The 17,109-nt window shown below is 46.2% G+C and carries 14 protein-coding genes; 4 read left to right on the top strand and 10 right to left on the bottom strand.

From position 1 onward, the window contains the following. Positions 1–79: 79 nt before the first annotated feature. The 3 genes from L1D44_RS21090 to L1D44_RS21080 form a co-directional block, all read right to left on the bottom strand. A complete protein-coding gene (locus L1D44_RS21090; protein ID WP_239893169.1) occupies positions 80–433 on the bottom strand; it encodes a hypothetical protein in 354 nt (117 codons plus the stop codon). 195 nt (positions 434–628) lie between these two features. Further along, entirely contained in the window at positions 629–3,706 is a 3,078-nt protein-coding gene (locus tag L1D44_RS21085) for an efflux RND transporter permease subunit (RefSeq protein ID WP_239893168.1), read from the bottom strand. A gap of 72 nt (positions 3,707–3,778) precedes the next feature. Continuing rightward, entirely contained in the window at positions 3,779–4,861 is a 1,083-nt protein-coding gene (locus L1D44_RS21080) for an efflux RND transporter periplasmic adaptor subunit (protein ID WP_220767105.1), read from the bottom strand. Positions 4,862–5,054: 193 nt separating this feature from the next. Between L1D44_RS21080 and L1D44_RS21075 the strand changes: the two genes are divergently transcribed. After that, positions 5,055–5,999: a LysR family transcriptional regulator gene (locus L1D44_RS21075; protein WP_239893167.1), complete on the top strand. Its 945-nt coding sequence runs from the start codon at positions 5,055–5,057 to the stop codon at positions 5,997–5,999. Between the two features lie 342 nt (positions 6,000–6,341). Here L1D44_RS21075 and L1D44_RS21070 read toward each other — a convergent pair whose 3' ends face one another. From L1D44_RS21070 to L1D44_RS21060, 3 genes are all read right to left on the bottom strand, one after another. Further along, on the bottom strand, positions 6,342–6,740 hold the full coding sequence (locus tag L1D44_RS21070) for a c-type cytochrome domain-containing protein (RefSeq protein WP_220767107.1): 399 nt from the start codon (positions 6,738–6,740) through the stop codon (positions 6,342–6,344). A gap of 195 nt (positions 6,741–6,935) precedes the next feature. Continuing rightward, on the bottom strand, positions 6,936–7,592 hold the full coding sequence (locus L1D44_RS21065; RefSeq protein ID WP_220767108.1) for a Qnr family pentapeptide repeat protein: 657 nt from the start codon (positions 7,590–7,592) through the stop codon (positions 6,936–6,938). A gap of 30 nt (positions 7,593–7,622) precedes the next feature. Further along, positions 7,623–8,984 (bottom strand): MATE family efflux transporter, encoded by a 1,362-nt coding sequence (locus L1D44_RS21060; protein ID WP_220767109.1) that lies wholly within the window; start codon positions 8,982–8,984, stop codon positions 7,623–7,625. Positions 8,985–9,232: 248 nt separating this feature from the next. Between L1D44_RS21060 and L1D44_RS21055 the strand changes: the two genes are divergently transcribed. From L1D44_RS21055 to L1D44_RS21045, 3 genes are all read left to right on the top strand, one after another. Beyond that, positions 9,233–9,523 carry a co-chaperone GroES gene (locus L1D44_RS21055; protein ID WP_012278835.1) on the top strand — a complete coding sequence of 97 codons (291 nt, stop codon included), beginning with the start codon at positions 9,233–9,235 and terminating at the stop codon, positions 9,521–9,523. 87 nt (positions 9,524–9,610) lie between these two features. Continuing rightward, positions 9,611–11,260 carry a chaperonin GroEL gene (gene groL, locus L1D44_RS21050; RefSeq protein ID WP_239893166.1) on the top strand — a complete coding sequence of 550 codons (1,650 nt, stop codon included), beginning with the start codon at positions 9,611–9,613 and terminating at the stop codon, positions 11,258–11,260. A 650-nt stretch (positions 11,261–11,910) separates the two neighbouring features. Further along, on the top strand, positions 11,911–13,386 hold the full coding sequence (locus L1D44_RS21045; RefSeq protein ID WP_239893165.1) for a hypothetical protein: 1,476 nt from the start codon (positions 11,911–11,913) through the stop codon (positions 13,384–13,386). Between the two features lie 220 nt (positions 13,387–13,606). On the opposite strand, the gene L1D44_RS21040 is transcribed toward L1D44_RS21045, so the two are convergent. The 4 genes from L1D44_RS21040 to L1D44_RS21025 all read right to left on the bottom strand — a co-directional run bounded on the left by L1D44_RS21040 (position 13,607) and on the right by L1D44_RS21025 (position 16,656). Then, positions 13,607–14,659: a nuclease-related domain-containing protein gene (locus L1D44_RS21040; protein WP_239893164.1), complete on the bottom strand. Its 1,053-nt coding sequence runs from the start codon at positions 14,657–14,659 to the stop codon at positions 13,607–13,609. 91 nt (positions 14,660–14,750) lie between these two features. Continuing rightward, the gene (locus L1D44_RS21035; RefSeq protein ID WP_239893163.1) at positions 14,751–15,356 is read right to left on the bottom strand and encodes an excalibur calcium-binding domain-containing protein; all 606 of its coding nucleotides are present in this window, start codon (positions 15,354–15,356) and stop codon (positions 14,751–14,753) included. Positions 15,357–15,512: 156 nt separating this feature from the next. Then, positions 15,513–16,073 carry a hypothetical protein gene (locus L1D44_RS21030; protein ID WP_239893162.1) on the bottom strand — a complete coding sequence of 187 codons (561 nt, stop codon included), beginning with the start codon at positions 16,071–16,073 and terminating at the stop codon, positions 15,513–15,515. Between the two features lie 10 nt (positions 16,074–16,083). Continuing rightward, positions 16,084–16,656, bottom strand: coding sequence for a hypothetical protein (locus tag L1D44_RS21025; protein ID WP_239893161.1), 573 nt, complete (start codon positions 16,654–16,656; stop codon positions 16,084–16,086). Positions 16,657–17,109: the final 453 nt, after the last annotated feature.

Raw genomic sequence — 17,109 nt, 5'->3', positions numbered from 1 at the left:
ATTCTATATATAGAGTGTCTTGGTCTTGTCTTTATCGGTGCTTGACTGGCTTAGCAATGACCGGCTTAGCTAGCTGGGATCATTCCAGATCGATACGGCGGATCGCACGCTTAAGAAAGTCGACTTTTCGCTGCAGCCGCGTTTTGATCTCATCATCTTTGCGATAAGCATTCAATTGGCTATTTGCACCTTGTAGCTCCTGCACTAACCAGCCGCGGATCATCACATAATAGCGAGAGTCGGTGCCGTAGCTTGTAATGGTACTGAGTGACTCCTCCGATGGATGCTTAATGGCATTATCGAGAGACTTGACCATCACACCAATGGCATATTCGTCGGATTGTGTTACCTCAGTTGCCATGGCTGGCAGAGTGAGCACCGAGCTTAATAGGATGAGGCTAGAAGCTATATGATTACGATAAGAGAGCAGCATCTATCTACCTTGTATGGCAAGTTATGGATTAACAGTAACAGCCACGTAGTAGAAATACTCATAAATTTTTGTTTAATCGCTCGGGTTAGGGAAGAAAGACAAAAACCCTGACTAAGTGATAGCTCACTTAATCAGGGGCGCCGGGAAGCAATTTGGGGTTGATGTTACTTTTTACTTAAGAGTCGACCTCCTTATTCAGACCTGCTTAGCTGGGTAAGGAATTCTGAAGGCTAAGGTGTAGGTCACCGGCAAAACGATTAACGTCAGCACCGAGGCAAAGCCAAGGCCGAAGATAATAGTGATCGCCATCGAGCCGAAGAAGGCATCCGACAGCAGTGGCAGCATACCGAGCATGGTTGTAATGGCTGCCATCAATACTGGTCTCACTCGGCTCACGGCGGAGTCAACGACCGCCTGATAGGCTTCTTTTCCTTGGGATAACTCAAGATTTATCTGATCCACTAAAACAATGCCGTTCTTGATGATCATGCCGGTTAAGCTCAGCAGGCCAAGTAGTGCCATAAAGCTAAAGGGCGCATCGAATAGCAGTAGACCAGAGACCACGCCAATCAGAGATAGTGGTACGGTAAACCAGATCACCAGTGGCTGCCTGACCGAGTTAAACAGCAGCACAGTGATCAGAAACATCGCCAAGTAACCGAGCGGGATAGAGCTAAATACCGACTCCTGTGCCTCCATTGAAGTTTCATATTCGCCGCCCCATTCAAGCTCATAGCCTGCTGGCAGTGGGATCGCTTCGATGTCGGCTTTCACTTTTCTAAATACCGAGTCGGCGGTTTCACCTGTGCCGTTAATGGGATCGGCGAGTACTGAGATCACTCGCTTACGATCACGGCGCATGATCAAAGGATCTTCCCATTCGGTACTAAAATCAGAGACCACCTGAGTGACTGGCACAAAGGTATTATTCTCGCTGCTCCACACCTGCAGCTTCCAGATACTCTGGGCATCGAGTCGCTCCTCGTCCGGCGCGCGGGCAATGATCGGTAATAGGTGACTATTCTCGCGATAGGTGCCGATCTGTTTACCGCTAAAGTTAGTCAGTAGGGCGTTGTCGAGATCTTGCTTGCTGATCCCAGTTTCACGGGCTTGAGCCAGTGCCAATTGTGGACGCACTAAGGTCACTTGATTACGCCAGTTGTGTCTTACGCCTACGGCCGTTGGCTCAACCTTTAATATCTCTTCAGCCTGCACCGCCAGCTGACGCAAGATTTGAGGGTCTTCGCCATAGAAGCGTGCCTCGATCTTAGCGGCTGGGCTTGGGCCATTCTCCATATACTTGAAGCGGTATTGAGCCTCAGGAAACTTCAGGCTGAGCTCTCGCTCAAGTACCCGCATATACTTATTAAGCGTCTGTAGATCTGTCATCTCCAGCAAGATCTGCCCGTAAGCTTTGTAGCCTTTTTCTGGCACATAAGAGAGCACGAAGCGCTGGGCGCCTTGGCCAATGACCGTCGTCAGGTTTACCAGCCCCGTGTCTTGCTGCTTTTGTTGCTGTAGCAGGTCTGCTTCGATGCGACTCAGTAGTCGCTCGGTAGCCTTGATATCTGAGCCCTCAGGCATCCACACATCGATAAAGAACATAGGTGTGTTCGATGCCGGGAAGAAGACATTTTTAACATAGCCAAAACCGATCACCGATGAGATAAGGGCGGCGATAACTAAGGTAAGCGTTAGCCCCCTAAAGCGCATGGCAAAGTTGAGGCTGTGGCGGTACAGACCGAATAACCAGCCCTTGTAGGGATCGTCGTTGTCATCATCGCTCACCACGCCATCTTTGAACATCAGGTTGCAGAAGAAGGGTGTTAACGTCATCGCGGTGATCCAGCTGATGAAGAGCGAGATCAGCAAGACTTGAAATAGGGAGGCACAAAACTCTCCCGTGGCGTTATCAGATAGACCGATAGGCGCAAAGGCTATGATGGCGATAATGGTGGCGCCAAGTAGCGGCCACTGGGTTTGTGAGATCACCTGTTTAGCGGTTTCTAAACGGCTTTGCCCCCGTTTAATGCCGATTAAGATCCCTTCGGTCACCACGATCGCATTGTCGACCAGCATACCTAGAGCGATGATCAAGGCGCCAAGAGAGATGATCTGTAGTTCGATGTTGAGAATGTTCATCATCACAAAGGTGCCGAGGATCGTCAGTAGCAGCACTAAACCCATCAATAGGCCAGAACGAACGCCCATAAAGATAAGTAGTACTCCAATGACGATCGCAACTGACTCCGCCAAGTTAACCAGAAAGCCATTGACCGTCTGGTCCACCATCTTGCTCTGATCGTAAACCGTATCCAGTGTCATACCGATAGGCAGCTCGCTATCAAGCTCGCTCATACGCTGATTGACCGCCTCGCCAACCTTAACCACGTTGACGCCGCTTGAGAAGGCGATGCCGACAGACAGCGCTTGTTTGCCATCGGCATGGTAGATATTCGATGGAGTTTCTTCTGTGTCTTTGTAGATCTTAGCGATATCGCCTAAATAGATAAGCTTAGGGCTACCCGGCGGACTGATCAGCAAGCGTTCCATCTGCTGCACGTTATCAAACTCACCCGTTGGATGAATACGGATGCGGTTGTCGCCAACCAGCATACTGCCAGCATTAGAGACCACGTTCTGGCTGTTGATAAGGCCATAGATATAGTTCTGATCTAAGCCTAAGGCGTTGAGTTTTTGCTGTGAGATCTCAACCACCACCTGCTCATTGACGATCCCTGCGATGGTGACCTTCTTGATCCCATCAACAAGCACTAATTCTCGACGCAAAAAGTCGGCATAGTTTTGCAGCTCTCGGTCACTATAGCCATCACCACTGACATTGAGCAAGATGCCATAAACATCGCCAAAGTCATCGATAACAGAGGGAGCATGCACACCCGGTGGCAGTTCTACCGCCTTGTCGTTAACCTTACGGCGCACTTCATCCCACACCTGAGGCAGTTCGCTGGCGTCATAATTCTCTTTGATCTCAATTTCAATCTGCGACAGGCCAGCGCTGTTGACCGAGGTGATATGTTTGATGCCATCAAGTTGTTGCAGTGCATCTTCAAGAGGCAGGGTCACTTCCTCTTCCACCTGCTCAGGTGATGCGCCAGGATAGGCGGTGACCACCAAGGCCTGCTTGATGGTGAATTCGGGGAACTCTAGCTGACCTAAGCTAAAAAATGAGATAGTGCCACCAATTAGGAGTAGCAGTGCAAACATCCAGCTAATGACTTTGTGGGTTATGGAATATTCAGCAAAATTCATCAATTAAATCTCTTGTAAAGCAGGCGAATAGCAGCGTTTAAGCGGTATCAATGGGTAGTAGAGAGGGAGGCGTTATACGCCTCTTTGCCAACGTAGTGGTTTGACTTCAAGCCCTTCAGACAGGTACTGCACACCTGCAACAACCACTTTGTCGCCTGCCTTGATACCATCGATGATCTCGATGCCATCGGTGGTGACCTTACCTAGCGTTACTATCTGTTGGTTGACCTTGCCGTGTTTACTGTCATAGGCCCAAACCACGCTTTGACCATCTTGGTCGCGCTTGCTGATAGCGCTAGGGGGAAGGATGGCCGTTACCGATAGGGAGTTTCGCTTGGCAAGATCCATGGTGAGTTCGGCGGTCATCCCCGGCAGTACCGTCATGTTACTTGGGCGAGGCAGGGTAAATACCACCTCATAGCTTTGGGTGCCTGGCGTCACTTGCGTAGCGTGCTCTTTTAACAGCGCGGGGTAGCTGCTGCTAGGGTCATTGGCAAATCGCACCACAGGCTGAGTGATAGCATTTGGATTAAATTGAGTCACCTTGCTGGCGAGTGACTCTGGCACCTGAATGACGACATCGATATCGCTATCTTTTTGCAGCACCAGTACTGGCTGGTTCGCCTGTACCATCTGGTAGTTGTCGATAGCGATTTTCGCCACTGTGCCATCGTAAGGGGCGGTTAATTCGGTATAGCTGAGTTGATCTTGAGCGCTTGCAAGATTGGCTTTCGACGATTTTAGTTGCGCCGAGGCGAGATCGTATTCCGCCTGTGAGATCAGCTCACGGCGCAGCAGTTCGCCTTTACGTTTAAAGTCTGCCTTAGCTAACTCGTAATCGGCCTCACGATTCAGCAGGGTGTTTTGTGCATCCCGTCTATCTAAGCGCGCCAATACAGCGCCTCTTTTAACCTGTTGGCCTTCGACTAAGTTCAACTCTACTAAGTGTCCCGGCAGTCTAAAGGCAAGCTCTGCTTGTTTGGTCGCGGCAACTTTGGCGGGGAAGGTGCGCAGTGAACCTGCATTGATATCGTCGATTTCAAGCAGTTTAACGGGCCGCACACTTGGCTTTGCCACCTCGCTAGACTCTGCGTTACAACCTGAAACGAGTGCCGCCAAGAGGAGCAGTGAGAGTGAAGTAGTCAGGTTTTTCATAACGCAAATTCCATATAACGAGATCTAATATTAGGGGGATCAAAGATAGCAGGCCTTAGTGTTGAGCAAAATGGAATTATGTGGAATCATCAGTTCCGAAAAATGGAACTGCTTTCACTTGCTTTGCCGTCACAACTGTGAGCAAAGTGATCATTGCCCGTAGTCAGCACGTTAAATGTTAGAGATTTTTTAGATGAAAACTGAAGATATTGCCCTGTTCCACCGAATTGTCGAAACTGGCAGTTTAGTCGAGGCTGCAGACATATTAAATCTGCCCAAATCGACCCTGAGTCGGCGTTTACAGGCGCTTGAGGATGAACTCAACGTTAAGCTGTTTCATCGTCAAAGTCGCGCCATGACGCTAACCGCATCGGGTAGCCATTTTTATAATAAAAGCACCGCGATGTTGGCCTCGCTGGAGCAGACGTTATCCGAGCTCAGCGGTGAAGAATCTGAGGTGACGGGTCACCTACGGATCTTGATCTTCCCTGTACCTGAACTCATGCACATTACCCATGCCATTTTTGAGTTTATGGATCTGCACCCAGAGCTCACCGTTGAGATCATCGTTAGTACAGAGCCGCAGGATATGATCCGCAACAATATTGATCTCGCCTTTATGCTAGAAGATGCCTTTAACGAAAATGAGATGGTCGCGCGCCACATCATTAGTGAAAGCGTGCACTTCTTCGCTAGTCCTGAGTACTTGAATAAAGCGGGACGTCCCACTAGTCCAGATGAGTTACCCGAGCATAACTCGATCCTGTTTCGTTATCCTAACGGTCGTATTTTTAACGATGTGCCCTTTGGCAAAGATCGCACCCTATCGGTGAAAGGCAATCTATGTGTAAATAGTTTAGCGACCTGTTTAGAGGCGACCCTGATGGGGCGGGGGATCTCCATGATGCCGTTACCTTTTGCCAAGGAGCATATTGAAAGCGGCGAACTAGAGATGCTGTTTGAAGATGTAGAGCCCTATGAGGGCAAGTGTTTCTTAGTTTATCCGTCGCGGCGTTTTATCAGTTTAGCCAGTCAACGTTTTATCGACTATATGATGAACGCGATGGAGGAGTGTATGCAAAGCGGTGGCTGCGACGGACGTATTAAGATCCGCGGTGCATTTAAGTCTATGATTTAAGGCATTACGCTCGATGCGCTAAGCATTCACTAAAAAGCAGCCAATGTCAGCTATCTGTGACATTGGCTTGTTTATTTATACCAATCAGTATAAGAATTTGATCAGCTCAGAACGATTTTTGGCAAACTAATTCAAGGCGAATAGCTGTAATAATGGTTATTCCCTTATAAATCTATTCAACGCAGAAGTAGGCGGCCAAAATCGTTCCAGACTGGCGAGTTTTAGCGATTCTGATGCTGTGTTAACGAACTTGAACGTAGAACAACTATGCCCTTCGCTCGTTGCCTTGCCTCAAAACCGCTAAACTCTCGCTGAGCGACTAAATGTTTATACTGATTGGTATTAATTATCCTGAGCGCCTTCCTCGATCCACTCTTTTATCACTTTGATCTGTTCGCTAGTCAACGGCTTACTTTCACCTTGGCTTAAATGATCGTCATGATGGGGCGGCATCTGAATAGACGTGTCGAGCTGATGGTCGATAGCCAAGTATAATGTGCTCGATGCAGGGCTGCCGGCCACAATTACTGGGCCATTCTTAGTGCCGCGCATCAGGCTTGCATAGCTATCGAGCACTAACCCAGTGCGCACGGAGCCTTCTCCGGTATCTGAGTGGCACTCAATACAAGATGCTTGGAATATGGGCAGCACCTGATGTTTAAAGCTGATGTTGGGTTTTAGCCCGAGAAAGAACACCAGAAATATTATCGCGGTCAGCAGTGTGACTTTGAGGGCGGTCATAGGGACCTCCTTAGCTAAGGCATCGCATTAGTTAAGGCTTCGCATACGCGAGCCTAAGTTTATCGTTTTCTTAAGTATAGTCGTGCTTGCTGGTTACTCTAGTGCCTCAGCCTCGAGTGATGACTTTTGGGGAGTTGATAGCTGAAATCTTGATGTTGGACAAACTTTGAGCGGAAAATAACTTGCTTAATCGGGCTAATCAGCCGTCACTATGAGTCCGAGTGGCGCCAGTAGCTGCTCCTGTTGCCACTGGTTGATTATTACTCCATCGAGCTCCACCACGCGAGGATCTAAACCCTCTAGCTCAATCCGAGTCAGGTTAGCCCCTTTAAGCTCGAAGCTACCCCATTGTTCAGGGGAAAACTCACCGCCGCTCAAGTCAGATCCTTTCATCGAGCTACCAGTCAGGTTAGCGCCGCGCCAGCGGTTATCGAACAGTTCGCACTCCTCTAACAATAACTCACTCAAGTCGGCATAGGCCAAGTTGCAGGCGGTGATATATGCCGAGCAGAAATAACTTTTAGGCGTGATGTAATTGGCAAAGCTGGCACGGCTAAAGTCAGCCCCTTGCAGGTTAGAATCGCGCAGCTCTAGCCCATAACAGCGTGCACCTTTAAACAGAGCCATGCTCAAGTTGCAGTGCTTAAAGCTAGCACTGGTTAAGGTGGCATAGCTAAAGTCACAGCCCTCATCTTCGCCGAGGATAATAAACTTACACTGGATGAATTGGGCGTCGGTTAAATCGCTATGGTTAAAGCGGCATTGGTAGAAGCTACAGCGCTCGAAGCGGGCATCTTGCAAGTCTTGATCGCTAAAGTCTTCGCGATTAAAGATTTGATCTATGGCTTGCATGGTGTCGCTCCTTAGCGTTTTGTATCAGCGTTAAGCTTGGCTCACCCGAATGTCGGTCTTCTCAGGTTCAGTGATCCGAGTCGCCAAGATATAACAGGCTATGCCCATGATGGCGTTCGTGATAGGCAATGCCAAGAGTAAGCCTTTTACGCCGCCTAAGTATGAGCCCAGTGCAGCTAGCGGTAACATGATTAAAAACAGGCGGCAAACGTTGAGAATTAAAGAGCTCATCGGCCTATGGTAAGCATTGAGTGAGGTTGCCACTAAGATCACTATGCCTAACGGACCGTAAGCGGCAGGCAGCACTAAGATATAGAAGGTTAGCCACTCTATCACCTGCGGGTCGTCACTAAACAGCTGGGCAAGAGGCTGGGCTAAAAACAGCAGTGGCAGGTAGATAAGGGTCTGGAATACCAGTACAAACCTAAGCGATAGCAAGAGTGCATTGCGGGCGCGTCTTGTCTGCCCAGCACCTAAGTTTTGCGCCACAAACGGTACGAGACTCGATGACAGCGCCATCACTGCAATCAGCATCACCGACTCTAAACGGGTACCCGCACCAAAGGCGGCCACCGCGCTGTGATCGATACGGGCCAGCATCGCCATAATAATGGCATTGGCTAATGGGTTAAGTAGGTTCATCAGCGCTGCTGGCTGGGCAATATGGGCGAGTTGCTTCCAGTTACACTTGAGCCGCTTAATATTAGGCTCGACAAAATCCACAAGGTGACGCTTAAAGATCAGCAGATGGGTCGATAGCGACAGCGCCACCACCCAAGAGATCACAGTCGCAATCGCCGCGCCCTCGATCTCTAAGCGGGGAAAGGGCCCGATACCAAAAATCAGCAGCGGGTCGAGAATAAGGTTAATCAGCGCCGCTAGCATCATGATCTTAGCGGGGGATTTTGTATCGCCGGTGGCGCGCAGCCCCTGATTACCCACCATCAAAAGCACCAGCAGTGGCGCGCCTAAGTACCAGATAAACATATAGTCATGAATAAGCGGCAGGCTAGAGTCGTTAGCGCCAAGCAGGCTAAATAGCGGGTCGATCCACAGACTGCCTAATAGCGAGATAAAGGCAATCAACAAGAAGGTCAGCATCAAGGCATCGTGTAAGAACACTTTGGCCTTGTTGGCATGGCCGCCACCAATTAAGCGCCCCAAATTGGTCGATACGCCAGCACCAATGCCAATGGCAATACTGGTAATAATTAGGGTCACCGGGAAGGTAAAGCTGATGGCAGCTAGGGACTCTGTACCTAACTGGCTGATGAAAAAAGTGTCAACGAGGCTGAACCCGAGAATGGTTAAAATACCAATCAGGTTTGGAAGGCTCATATTTAGCAGTACACGACCAATTGGCTGGGTTAGCAGCCCGTGTCTGTCTCTCATGGGGAAGTCTTGCCTAGTCTTTGCTCGGAGGGCGATTCTATCAGGAATGGTACGCTTTTTATAAAACACAGTTAAAAAAAATGGATTTATTTTGTAAATAGGGCTTGGATCTGCTGACATTGACCCCCATGTATCGAACATCAAGCGATACTTTTGCTTTTACTAAAGTGAGTTCAAGCAAAGTCGTTACTAACTATACTCGTCTGACACTGAGTTCAGGCAAACAAAAATAATAGGAGCATCCATCGATGAACATTCGTCCATTACATGATCGTGTCATTGTTAAGCGTTCAGAAGTTGAATCAAAGTCAGCTGGTGGCATCGTACTAACAGGTAGTGCTGCTGAACAATCTAGCCGCGGTGAAGTTCTTGCTGTAGGCAATGGACGCATTCTTGAAAACGGCAACGTAATGCCTTTAGATGTTAAAGTTGGCGATATCGTTATCTTCAACGAAGGTTACGGCGTGAAGAAAGAGAAGATTGATGGTGAAGAAGTTCTGATCCTATCTGAATCAGATCTTATGGCTGTAGTGGGTTAATCCCAGCTCTTGTAAAAGACCAAGCATTATTGTCGTTGTTGGCGCAATTGCGTAACCACGGCTCAAAGAATTGAAAGGATATTAAAGATGGCAGCTAAAGAAGTAGTTTTTGGAAATGACGCACGCGTAAAAATGCTAGCGGGCGTAAACATTCTTGCTAACGCAGTAAAAGTTACTCTAGGCCCTAAGGGTCGTAACGTAGTTCTAGACAAGAGCTTCGGCGCACCACTAATCACTAAAGACGGTGTTTCAGTAGCGAAAGAGATCGAGCTAGAAGACAAGTTCGAAAACATGGGCGCACAGATGGTTAAAGAAGTTGCTTCTAAAGCCAACGATGCAGCCGGTGACGGTACCACAACTGCAACAGTACTTGCACAAGCTATCGTAAACGAAGGCCTAAAAGCCGTTGCTGCTGGCATGAACCCAATGGATCTTAAGCGCGGTATCGACAAAGCCGTTGCTGCAGCCGTTATTGAGCTTAAAGCCCTTTCTCAAGAGTGTAGCGACACTAAAGCTATCGCTCAGGTAGGTACTATCTCTGCTAACTCAGACGAGTCAATCGGTGAAATTATCGCAACTGCGATGGAGCGCGTTGGTAAAGAAGGCGTTATCACAGTTGAAGAAGGTCAAGCACTAGAGAACGAGCTAGACGTAGTTGAAGGTATGCAGTTCGACCGCGGTTACCTATCTCCATACTTCATCAACAAGCCAGAAACTGGCAGCGTTGAACTAGAAAGCCCATTCATTCTTCTAGTAGATAAGAAAGTATCAAACATCCGTGAATTGCTACCAATCCTTGAAGGTCTAGCTAAAACTGGTAAGCCACTGCTTATCGTTGCAGAAGACGTTGAAGGTGAAGCACTAGCAACACTAGTTGTAAACAACATGCGCGGCATCGTTAAAGTTGCAGCTGTTAAGGCGCCAGGCTTTGGTGACCGTCGTAAAGCAATGCTACAAGATATCGCTATCCTAACTGGCGGTACAGTTATCGCTGAAGAGATTGGTCTAGAGCTAGAAAAAGCGACGCTAGAAGATCTAGGTACGGCTAAGCGCGTTGTTATCACTAAAGATGACACAACCATCATCGACGGTACTGGTGAGCAAGAGCAAATTTCTGCTCGCGTTGCACAGATCAAGATCCAAGCTGAAGAATCAACTTCAGACTACGACAAAGAAAAGCTTCAAGAGCGTATGGCTAAACTTGCTGGCGGCGTAGCCGTAATCAAAGTTGGCGCAGCAACTGAAGTTGAAATGAAAGAGAAGAAAGCTCGCGTAGAAGACGCACTACACGCAACTCGCGCAGCAGTTGAAGAAGGTGTGGTTGCTGGTGGTGGTGTTGCACTAGTACGCGTAGCAAGCAAGATCTCTGACGTTGAAGTGATCAACGAAGACCAGAAGCACGGTGTTGTAATCGCACTACGTGCAATGGAAGCGCCACTACGTCAAATCTCAACTAACGCAGGTGAAGAAGCGTCAGTTGTGGCTAACAACGTGAAGAACGGCACAGGTAACTACGGTTACAACGCTGGTAACGACACATACGGCGACATGCTAGAGATGGGTATCCTAGACCCAACTAAAGTAACGCGTAGCGCACTACAGTTCGCAGCGTCTGTTGCAGGCCTAATGATCACTACCGAAGCAATGGTTGGTGAGATCCCACAAGATGCTTCTGCTGCTGATATGGGCGGTATGGGCGGAATGGGAATGGGCGGTATGGGCGGCATGGGCATGTAATCTAACTGGTTAAAATGGGTTATAGCTGCGTTACTTTGCAGCTCGTGTAGAAAAACGCTACACGTCGCTACAAAAAGCCTTGCTCTAAAGCCCATTTTTCCTGCGTTAGATTTTTACTGGTCTAAATCGTTTATAGCGGCGTTACTTTGCCGCTCGTGTAGAAAAACACTACACGTCGTGGCAAAAAGCCTTGCTCTAAAGCGATTTATCCTACGTAAAAACGTCTACCCCATAGGCCTGAGTTCTTAGTTTAAAAGCTAAGAGCTAACCTAAAAATAAAACCCGAGACTGGCAACAGTGTCGGGTTTTTTGATGCCCAAAATTAGCAAAAATGTCTGCTGGTCTATAGCCTAAAAGCTTAAAACCACTCCTTATAAAAGAGCTCTTGGTGAATAGATTAAAGCCCCGATATCTAACGATATCGGGGCTTTTGTTTTCTGGCTACCAGTGTGGTTAGGCGTAGCATTATCTCAGCTATGCCTGTATCGGGAGTCTAGATTCAATTTTAGTTTAACTCTACCCACATTTATGCACAGCTTAATGCGTATAGAACTGTTTAGTAAGAGTAAAAAATATTCATTTATAAATTTAAACTCTGCTGTATCATGATGTTATAACAAAATTTATAGCATCAATGCATAGGGTTGGATATGGGAAGTCGCTGGGTTGAACATTTTGAACAACACGCATTTCAGTCAGTTTGGAGTGCAATTATAGAGTTGTCTGATGGTTTAGATGTTGATGATAAAACAGTTACGTCTAGCGTGCAGGAAGTCGCCCGTGCAACCAAGGTTATTAGCTATGTAGATGAACTTCTAAAAGCTTGTGACCCTGAATTAATCCCATTGCAAACATGGGATTCTTTCAATCAGCAAGCAACATCATGTTTGAGCCAATTGCGTGCATATGAAACAAATAGAGGTATAGGGCATATAACGAGTGCTAATTCACATTTAGATAATCTATTAACTTATGTTAGGCCTTATATGATGGTTAAAGGAAATGCAGCTCGGGCAGCTAGTGCTTCCTTTAAAAGGTATAGCTATACAATAGAAAGTGCACTTAGTCGGTTTGTTGAAAAAGCTGAGGCGGATCTAGATAGCATAACTGAAGCTCTTGGTCAGGCAAAAGAGGGCGCAAGCACAATAGAAGCCATTGATACTAAAATGTCTCATTTAGAGGAGCGCTATTTAATAGGGTCGAGCGAAGAGCAGAGTGTTGATACTCGTATTACAGAGTTGATGTCGGATATTGAGCAATCATTTACTGCAATTCAGGAATATAAAACTGAACTGTTTGATGGCAGCACTGTAGATGACTCGATAGTATCTCAGATAAATAATGAACGTGAGAAGATCGTGAAAGCACGTTCTGAGATCGATGAGCAATTATCTAAGGCTGAATCTAATTTATCTCACTTGAGAAGATTTTATAGCGATGTATTTGGCCGAGAGAATGAAGAGGGGGAAATTGCTGGTGGCCTTGAGAGCGAAATAAAAGAAAGAATAAACCATTTAGATGAGTTCAAAGTGCAACAAGAAGCACGGTATTCCGCACTTATTAAACAAATTGAAGAGGCCATGCCAGGTGCTATTACAGCTGGGCTGGCAAAAGCGTATTACGATCTCAAAACCTCATGTGAAAAGCAGATTCTAATATTTAGCTGGGTGTTTTATGGTTGCATGGCTGCATTGTTTCTTTTGTCTGGGGCTTTAATTGCTAAAGATATTAATTTTACTGAACTTTCTATAACGCTAATTGATATAGGTGGTTGGCAAGACTTAGCACTAGGGGTGCTCAGGAGGCTACCATTTATTCTACCTATATTGTGGTTGGCTCTATTTGCTTCAAAGAGAAGAAGTGAGTTTCATCGACTTCATCAAGAATATGCTCATAAAGAGGCTTTAGCTAAGTCTTATCAGAGCTTTAAGCAGCAGATTAAAGAATTATCAGATTCGGATGATGAAATGATGAAAAAACTTATGAATCAGGCTATTGATGCTATTTCATTCAACGCTTCAACAACATTAGATAAAAAACATGGTGATACTACACCAACGAAAGCATTTGGCGAGCAGGTTGTTAGTGTTGTAGGGAAAGCAGCTCCAATATCAAAGGCCAGCTAGTCCCTTGTTTTAGCTCATAAGCTTCAGTTTACTGCTTGTCTAACCCTGTGTAGATGCGGCTGAGGCCGTCGAAAACATGGATGTTTTCGTTGAGCATACATGGATGTACTTGCAGCGAGCCTCAGAAGTATCTGCACATACGCCTGCCGCAGGCAATTGGAACCACTTCTCTAACCTTTAGCAGCTATGTTTCAGACTAGCAATTCGCTTAAAAAGCCATTTAGATAAGTTGTTGTCCACAACCACACTCTTGGCAGTTTAGTGTGTAGGTTTCCTTGCTTTTCTTAACTCTTGTATTCTTGCTGCTGCACTGTGGGCAGGTTTGTTTCATTGGCGTGTTTTTAGTGCATTGTTTGCAGTGTATGTAATAGCCGAATTTGCCATACATTGGGGTGTAATTCGTTGATTCTCCGCAATGTTTGCAGCGCAAAGCTATCTGAATTGCTTGGGTTTTCTCTGTTTCTGTATGTGCAACTGGTTCTGCTGGCATTAGTTGAGCTGGCATGTGTTGAACCGGCACAGTGCTAGCGGCTGCTGTTATTGGTGTGTTTGCTAGTGGTGCGCTACCTTGTTCAGTGGCTGTTTGGCTTGTTGCTTTTGTTGTTTCAGTGTCTGCAGCCGTATTCGGTGCGATATGTTGGTTGATAAGAAACGATCCTATTGATTCGAGTTCTTCTTGGTTGAAGAAAGGTCGAGTATCGGCAAGATAAGCTAAGCGTAAATATTTGCCCTTTAGGTTCATCACCTTGTTGAGCTTTTCTACTAGAAATTCAGACTTTATCAGCTTGTCTGATACGGCTTTAGGCATCGACTTTCTATCAATGATTGCATCGCTGGATACTGCACACAAATGATCCCAACATCGACCGCCAAAGCCTTGAGTGAGTCCAAACATTTTCTCTAAGATTTCTGCACGATTATCACGGAGTAGGTCTTGTAACAGAGCTTGTTGCAGCTCTACTTGCTTGATGGGCGAGGGCATGCCTTGCCATTTTGCACCAACACTACGCGTCCATTCCTGTTGCTGGTTGACCTTTACTTGGCCTCTGATGCTCTTTGATTCAATTAGAATAAAACCGTAGCTATAAATGATAAGGTGGTCTATCTGGGCGACTTCGTCGTTAAAGCGGAATTTGAAGTCGTTGATGACCAGCACTTGCGGGTGATCTTTATAGGCGCGGCGCAGAAAAAATGCCACGTTTTGTTCTTGCTGCTGGCCTGCAATCGCTTGCGCTGATTGCACATTTTGCAGGGATTTGGTTTTCAGAATCATTTATCAATAGCGTCCGTTCTACTGCCTAGCTATAAACGATTAGCTAGCTGCTTGATAATAAAGGTTGTGTTGTTTGCTTTTTAGTTTGTCATCACCAACCACAATGTTGTCGCTCGCAGGGAATGCCATCTCTATCGCCATCCATTTCTGTACCTGGGCAGTTTTTCAGATAAAACTTGGCCTCATCACATGAACGCATATGGCTGCAATGGGTTTTGCCTGCTTCACAGCGAAATTGAGGCTGAGTGCTAAATGTATTGCTTTTCTGTTTAGGCGGAAGTTGCCATTGGGTCTGTTCAATATCATCGTTGCTGATGACAGCGTTTTTATTGAGCTGCTGATATTGGCTGTAGCTGAGAGCAACAATAGCGATGATTGCTGGTATGGCGAGTTTACTTAAAAAGCTGGGTTTATTGCGATGGTTGTGATTTTTACGCTGCCTATTGTTCGCTTTGCTTGTTGACGTAGTAGCGACTACCGCAACACCTTCAATATTGGCTTTGCTGGCTTTAACTTTGCCATCGGCTTGCTGCTCGCGATGAAACAGAATTTGGTCACCAACAATGGGTTTGCGAGCCATGTGTTTTAGCGCCGATATATGAATAAACACATCTTTGGCATTTGCGGCTTCAGGCTTAATAAAGCCAAAGCCTTTGTCTTCGTTCCAACGAACAAGGGTGCCTCTTTCCATGAGCATCTTGTGTGACTTCCTGTTTACATCAAGTTAAGTGCTACCAAGATACTAGTTGTTGCTTTATTTGTCAGCCCTAATCATGCTCAAGTTAATTGATTAATTTTTAATACAATCAATTGCTAAGCTTTACTTAGCTTTAGCTAAACAGAATATACATAGCTAGCCTGCCCAAGACTCGTTAAAGGTTTCAATCGGTACAAACTCAATGCCCGTTGGTGAGTGGCGCATGATTTGATTGACGATATCTTTATGAAAAAAGGTATGAAAGCCCCAAGATGTATCGCGGAACACTAGCCTTTTGTATAGCGGAGTCTGCGCCAGCTTGTTGGGGTCTATCACCAGTGTTTTCATGCCACTAATGTAGCCGCGTTTGAAGCGTTTAAATGTGCTTTGCTCATGACAAATGACATCGAGTTCATGGGCGAGTTGCAGCATCATAAAATCATGTTCGCCTTGATCGAGCAGCTTAAGCGGGATCCAGTTCGCGCCATATAGCGGCTTAAGTGCTAGCGAATCAAACAGGCGCTGAGATATCGCAAACTCCGGCTCAAGTAGAATATCGGCAATTGCATACTCTTGTTCTGGTTTATGAGTGGCTATAACTGGCACTGGCGCACTTGGATAGGTAAACCGAGTGCTTAATGCAGCTTCTTCATACTCCTCTGCGACTTCATATATTGGAGTGGGCTGATTCTCTCTTATAAAAAAGTAATCACTCATGCAGTAACCTTTAGCCTCCAAAATCCGAATAGCCTTCAGCTGGAATAAACTCCACGCCAGTTAACTTGAGCTTAGTTAGTTGCTCGACCACTGATTTGTGGAAAAACACCTGTTTGTACCAAGCTGGATCAATAAATATCAGCCGTTGTGCTAACTCGACTTCTTGCAATGCTTTAGGGTCGATGCGTAACTGACGAATACCGCTAATCATCTCATCGCCGTCGTCGTCCTTGCGGTAGCGCTTTATATCACTATTTACTCTATCTATTGCTTTTAGGTGATTGGCAACTTGCAGCATGACAAACTCATGATTACCGTTGTGAACCAAATCAATATTGACCCAATTTATCCCTGCGATAGAGTTTAAATCTAAGGTGTCAAATATGCTTTTTCGTAGTGAGAATGCAGGCATTTCAAATACGTCAGGCACGCTGCAGCCTGCTTCAGAATCATATTGGATGACTAGAGGTACTGGCACTGTGGGATAAGTAAATGAGTCGACAGGTACGGCATTGATATGTTCATCAGGAAAAACATAACAGGCGATACCGACATTTTCTCTGGCAAAGAAGTATTCGCTCAAGACTAACTCCATGTTTTTAATAATTTAAGTGGCTACGACTCTTGGGAGGTTATTTTATACCAATTAGTATAAGAAGTTGATCTACTCAGAGCGCTTTTGGCAATCTAATTCAAGGCGAATAATTGAAAGAATGGTTGCTCCCTTGTGAAGTTATTCAACGCAGAAGTAGGCAGCCAAAAACGCTCCAGAATGGCGAGTTTTAGCGGCTCTGATACTGCGACTCTTGATAATAAAGAGGAAGCTTGAACCTAGTTCAACTATGCTCTTCACTCGTTGCGAGCTGCATGGATGCAGCGAATGTCATTAAAGCAGGAGCACTTAATGACCTTGTCTCAGTGCCGCTAAATTCTCGCTGAGCGACCAAATCTTTATACTAATTGGTATTACGCAACTTGTTTGAGCTAAATAAATCTCTAGGTTTTATCTAATTTTAAAAATTGCTGTATGTATTAA

Origin of the sequence: Shewanella sp. Isolate13 (assembly GCF_022398325.1) — a bacterium.
Lineage (GTDB): Bacteria > Pseudomonadota > Gammaproteobacteria > Enterobacterales > Shewanellaceae > Shewanella.
The sequence above is the reverse complement of the archived record's forward strand: the minus strand, read 5'-3'. Positions and strand labels throughout refer to the sequence as shown.

What these genes read in the sequence shown, in the direction of transcription:
- L1D44_RS21030 (WP_239893162.1), bottom strand. Translation starts at nt 16,073, where the DNA reads ATGAGTGATTACTTTTTTATAAGAGAGAATCAGCCCACTCCAATATAT.
- L1D44_RS21055 (WP_012278835.1), top strand. Translation starts at nt 9,233, where the DNA reads ATGAACATTCGTCCATTACATGATCGTGTCATTGTTAAGCGTTCAGAA.
- L1D44_RS21040 (WP_239893164.1), bottom strand. Translation starts at nt 14,659, where the DNA reads ATGATTCTGAAAACCAAATCCCTGCAAAATGTGCAATCAGCGCAAGCG.
- L1D44_RS21065 (WP_220767108.1), bottom strand. Translation starts at nt 7,592, where the DNA reads ATGCAAGCCATAGATCAAATCTTTAATCGCGAAGACTTTAGCGATCAA.
- L1D44_RS21090 (WP_239893169.1), bottom strand. Translation starts at nt 433, where the DNA reads ATGCTGCTCTCTTATCGTAATCATATAGCTTCTAGCCTCATCCTATTA.
- L1D44_RS21045 (WP_239893165.1), top strand. Translation starts at nt 11,911, where the DNA reads ATGGGAAGTCGCTGGGTTGAACATTTTGAACAACACGCATTTCAGTCA.
- L1D44_RS21085 (WP_239893168.1), bottom strand. Translation starts at nt 3,706, where the DNA reads ATGAATTTTGCTGAATATTCCATAACCCACAAAGTCATTAGCTGGATG.
- groL (WP_239893166.1), top strand. Translation starts at nt 9,611, where the DNA reads ATGGCAGCTAAAGAAGTAGTTTTTGGAAATGACGCACGCGTAAAAATG.
- L1D44_RS21080 (WP_220767105.1), bottom strand. Translation starts at nt 4,861, where the DNA reads ATGAAAAACCTGACTACTTCACTCTCACTGCTCCTCTTGGCGGCACTC.
- L1D44_RS21060 (WP_220767109.1), bottom strand. Translation starts at nt 8,984, where the DNA reads ATGAGAGACAGACACGGGCTGCTAACCCAGCCAATTGGTCGTGTACTG.
- L1D44_RS21070 (WP_220767107.1), bottom strand. Translation starts at nt 6,740, where the DNA reads ATGACCGCCCTCAAAGTCACACTGCTGACCGCGATAATATTTCTGGTG.
- L1D44_RS21075 (WP_239893167.1), top strand. Translation starts at nt 5,055, where the DNA reads ATGAAAACTGAAGATATTGCCCTGTTCCACCGAATTGTCGAAACTGGC.
- L1D44_RS21035 (WP_239893163.1), bottom strand. Translation starts at nt 15,356, where the DNA reads ATGCTCATGGAAAGAGGCACCCTTGTTCGTTGGAACGAAGACAAAGGC.